Here is a 2970-nt window from a genome sequence, read left to right as displayed (position 1 = left end):
AATTAAATTAAATCAATATATTTCATAACTTTAAATCAAATTTTAGTTTAATTTATATTTATTGTTATACTGACCGCACCTTCCCACACTTCCGACACTCTCTCACGGTAAAGAAATCTGAATATTCCCAAATGTGATGGCAGAAGATTTGTTTAATTCGGAGCATGTTGTTCTCCTTGGAATTAAAAAGGACGTGGTGATCTGCCACATCCTTGCCTTAGATTACGATATTGATCAGCTCGGCAACTGATCTACCGCTACTCAACACGACAAACATCTCAAAGTTAGCTATTGATTTGTTCTGTGTCTTTCAATTCCTTTGGTCGGGGAGTCACCCACTATTTGAGGCTCTGAGGCTAACTCAATGTGTGACGAAATCACATTGGATATATTGGTTGTCTTTTAACAGACAACAAAAAAGCCCACATTTCTGTGAGCTACTCGTCTTTCCGAGCTGTCAACATTTGCATCTACAACTTTTTGAGTTGCTATCTAATAATAAATGATTATCTATAATATTTCAAAAAAATGGTAAAAAAATACCCACGTATTGGAGTAGGTGGGTATGGAAATCAAAACTGTGTGGATTACCATAACTTCGTCCACTCTACCACATATAGTATGTTATGCGTTTAAACAGGTCAATACTTTGTCAAATTGTTTTACAACTATGTCATCATTTTTATAACACTCGCTCATTCCAGCAAAACCAATCTTTGGGGAATACTTCAAAGACTTTAATAGTTTGTGTATTTTCTTTTCCAAATCCCAAATCAAACTCGCCCTATCCTCAATAAATCGAATTTCTTCAAATTCATAAGGCATTTTTGATTTAACAGAAAAGCGGTCTTTGGTACCTTGACTGGTAATTCCAATTTTGTAAAAACTCTCTAAGGCATTAAAGCAACGAATGATATATAGATGCGATTTCCCCTCATGCTTTTCACTACACAATTTCTGATAACTATCTCGACTCAAGCTGGAATGAAAACAGCGCGGACAACCACTTCCAGTTAAATGGGAATTTGCAACTTGCTCAAAGAATCCATGTTTCAGACATTTAATCTTAATTTTTTCTGTTGTCTTGTAATAAACAGACTCGGTGTAGTCATACCTATTACCATGTGTCTCAATGCTTCTTTTTACAAATTCCTGTTTGGTGAGCTTCTTTTTCCCACTACAAACAATACAACCATGCCCAGCAGTATGGTGATTTGGTTGTTGTTGAAATTCACCATGTAATTTACAAATGATGATTACTTTTGTTTTGTTGTCTTGATAGTCAACTTTTGAATAATCATATTTATCGCCATGAGCAAATTTAGCTTTATCAATAAATTTTAAATTCTTAATTTGCTTACGTGCGTTCTGATCTATACAATTCGATGCAGTCATTTTGGAGCCTCAATTTCAATGTGATTAGAGCTTGAAAGGTGTTGGTAGCACCTCTCAAGTTCGCTCAATAATTATACCATAAAACAACATAAGCTCATGATATTTTTAATCTTTTATCATGAGCATGTAAAAAATATCTAGCACAACCAACTACAATATTCACCTGCCCTTTAGACTGATTTGTTATATCCGCAACCGCATTCAAACTACGATTCTCCACTTTATGCTTCACTAAACACATCACTGCATACTTAGCTTGATAATCAATTGAATCACTCTTAAAAATACTTCTCAGCAACGCCTGTACCTGCTCTGCCTCAAAGTCACTAATTTCACAACGGATATAACACTTCGAGTTACGTGGCGTTTTATCTGCTTCACGAATCAACCAATAGATCTGATTAACATGCAACCCATCAGGCAATTCACCACCTTTCAAACGAGCGGTTTCACACCAAGCACCAAATTGCTCAAGCCATCCATCAATTGTGTATTTAGACCAATCCATAATTCTCACCGCTGCGTTCATAATTGCCCCTTAACCTAATACTCGTACTGCCACTATTGCTGCTAAAAACATGCCCACCACAACGATAAAGAAAACCCAATCCAGTACCGCACCATCAGATATTTTCACTCCCATCATGAAAATGAACAGGAAGAAAGCTAGGATCCATTGCATTAACCCATCCCCCAAATCAACATACCTGCATCACGCTGCTCTTGATTCGTTCGACCTTGCCAGCCAGTAATGCGATTAAATTCTTCTGAATTCTTTTTGGTTCTGGTAGGTCTTACTTCAACCACTGCTAAACCGAAAGATTTCGCCATTTCTACAAGTAATTTTCCTGTTGCATGGTTCTCACCTACATTCTTAGCAATTCGCTCTCCTGCACGCTTAGATTGACCAATACGACTATGTAGATTTGATTTTTTATTCATCCAACCTGCCTCGATCACCACTTTCTTAATCTGATCCTGGTGAATGCGGAATAACTCAACAGTTTCAGCAAAAGTTAAGTTTTTTAGCTCGAATGACTGTCCTAAGACAGCCACTCCTGATTTTTCTAGGTCTGGATCAATGCCAATGATGAGGCCTTTAGGAATTTGCATTGTTGCCTCTCAAAGCTTTTATCGCCAAATAACAAGATTGATCCGTTCCCTTATTTCGAACATCATTAAGATGATTTAGAGCTGCTTCAATCCGCTTATCTTTATCTTTCAATTCAGAATCATTTAGATTAATAACTGACTCTAAACGCTCAATTGTCTTCGTATCACTTTCAGCAACTTCTTTTAAAATTTGATTCTGTGATGAAAGCTCATCAACCTCAGCCTGTCGGGATTGCCATGCTTCCCAAGCGATCTGAACAGCCAATATTCGAAAGAAATCCCCATCTTTATCAAACAACGCATCACCATGCACAAACCGCATGTTTGTGTAGAAATACTGGCTTACAAACCATTCTTTAAACTTCTCCATGACGTTCTGCCTCCAAAATGGCTTCAGGTATATTTTGTTTTAATTCATAGGTCCCTAAATACTCACCTTCACCAAGCGATCTCTGAGCCATT

Annotated in this window: 5 protein-coding genes; all 5 read right to left on the bottom strand. The window is 37.2% G+C overall.

Translation table 11 applies throughout. The features are described from left to right. Nucleotides 1-624 precede the first annotated feature (624 nt). On the bottom strand, nt 625-1395 hold the full coding sequence (locus tag ACG9ZL_RS20765; RefSeq protein WP_419361732.1) for a DUF723 domain-containing protein: 771 nt from the start codon (nt 1393-1395) through the stop codon (nt 625-627). 94 nt (nt 1396-1489) lie between these two features. Next, nucleotides 1490-1924 carry a hypothetical protein gene (locus ACG9ZL_RS20760; protein ID WP_419361729.1) on the bottom strand — a complete coding sequence of 145 codons (435 nt, stop codon included), beginning with the start codon at nt 1922-1924 and terminating at the stop codon, nt 1490-1492. 9 nt (nt 1925-1933) lie between these two features. Further along, nucleotides 1934-2077: a hypothetical protein gene (locus ACG9ZL_RS20755; RefSeq protein WP_244013260.1), complete on the bottom strand. Its 144-nt coding sequence runs from the start codon at nt 2075-2077 to the stop codon at nt 1934-1936. Beyond that, the gene (locus tag ACG9ZL_RS20750) at nt 2077-2508 is read right to left on the bottom strand and encodes a hypothetical protein (RefSeq protein ID WP_419361727.1); all 432 of its coding nucleotides are present in this window, start codon (nt 2506-2508) and stop codon (nt 2077-2079) included. The genes ACG9ZL_RS20755 and ACG9ZL_RS20750 overlap by 1 nt, the downstream gene beginning before the upstream one ends. Further along, nucleotides 2495-2878: a hypothetical protein gene (locus tag ACG9ZL_RS20745; protein WP_419361724.1), complete on the bottom strand. Its 384-nt coding sequence runs from the start codon at nt 2876-2878 to the stop codon at nt 2495-2497. The genes ACG9ZL_RS20750 and ACG9ZL_RS20745 overlap by 14 nt, the downstream gene beginning before the upstream one ends. Nucleotides 2879-2970 lie beyond the last annotated feature (92 nt).

This window comes from Acinetobacter legionensis, from assembly GCF_048551735.1.
In the GTDB taxonomy this organism is placed as follows: Bacteria; Pseudomonadota; Gammaproteobacteria; order Pseudomonadales; family Moraxellaceae; genus Acinetobacter.
The sequence above is the reverse complement of the archived record's forward strand: the minus strand, read 5'-3'. Positions and strand labels throughout refer to the sequence as shown.

Coding starts and splice junctions, on each gene's coding strand:
- ACG9ZL_RS20765 (WP_419361732.1), bottom strand. CDS start 1,395: ATGACTGCATCGAATTGTATAGATCAGAACGCACGTAAGCAAATTAAG.
- ACG9ZL_RS20760 (WP_419361729.1), bottom strand. CDS start 1,924: ATGAACGCAGCGGTGAGAATTATGGATTGGTCTAAATACACAATTGAT.
- ACG9ZL_RS20755 (WP_244013260.1), bottom strand. CDS start 2,077: ATGCAATGGATCCTAGCTTTCTTCCTGTTCATTTTCATGATGGGAGTG.
- ACG9ZL_RS20750 (WP_419361727.1), bottom strand. CDS start 2,508: ATGCAAATTCCTAAAGGCCTCATCATTGGCATTGATCCAGACCTAGAA.
- ACG9ZL_RS20745 (WP_419361724.1), bottom strand. CDS start 2,878: ATGGAGAAGTTTAAAGAATGGTTTGTAAGCCAGTATTTCTACACAAAC.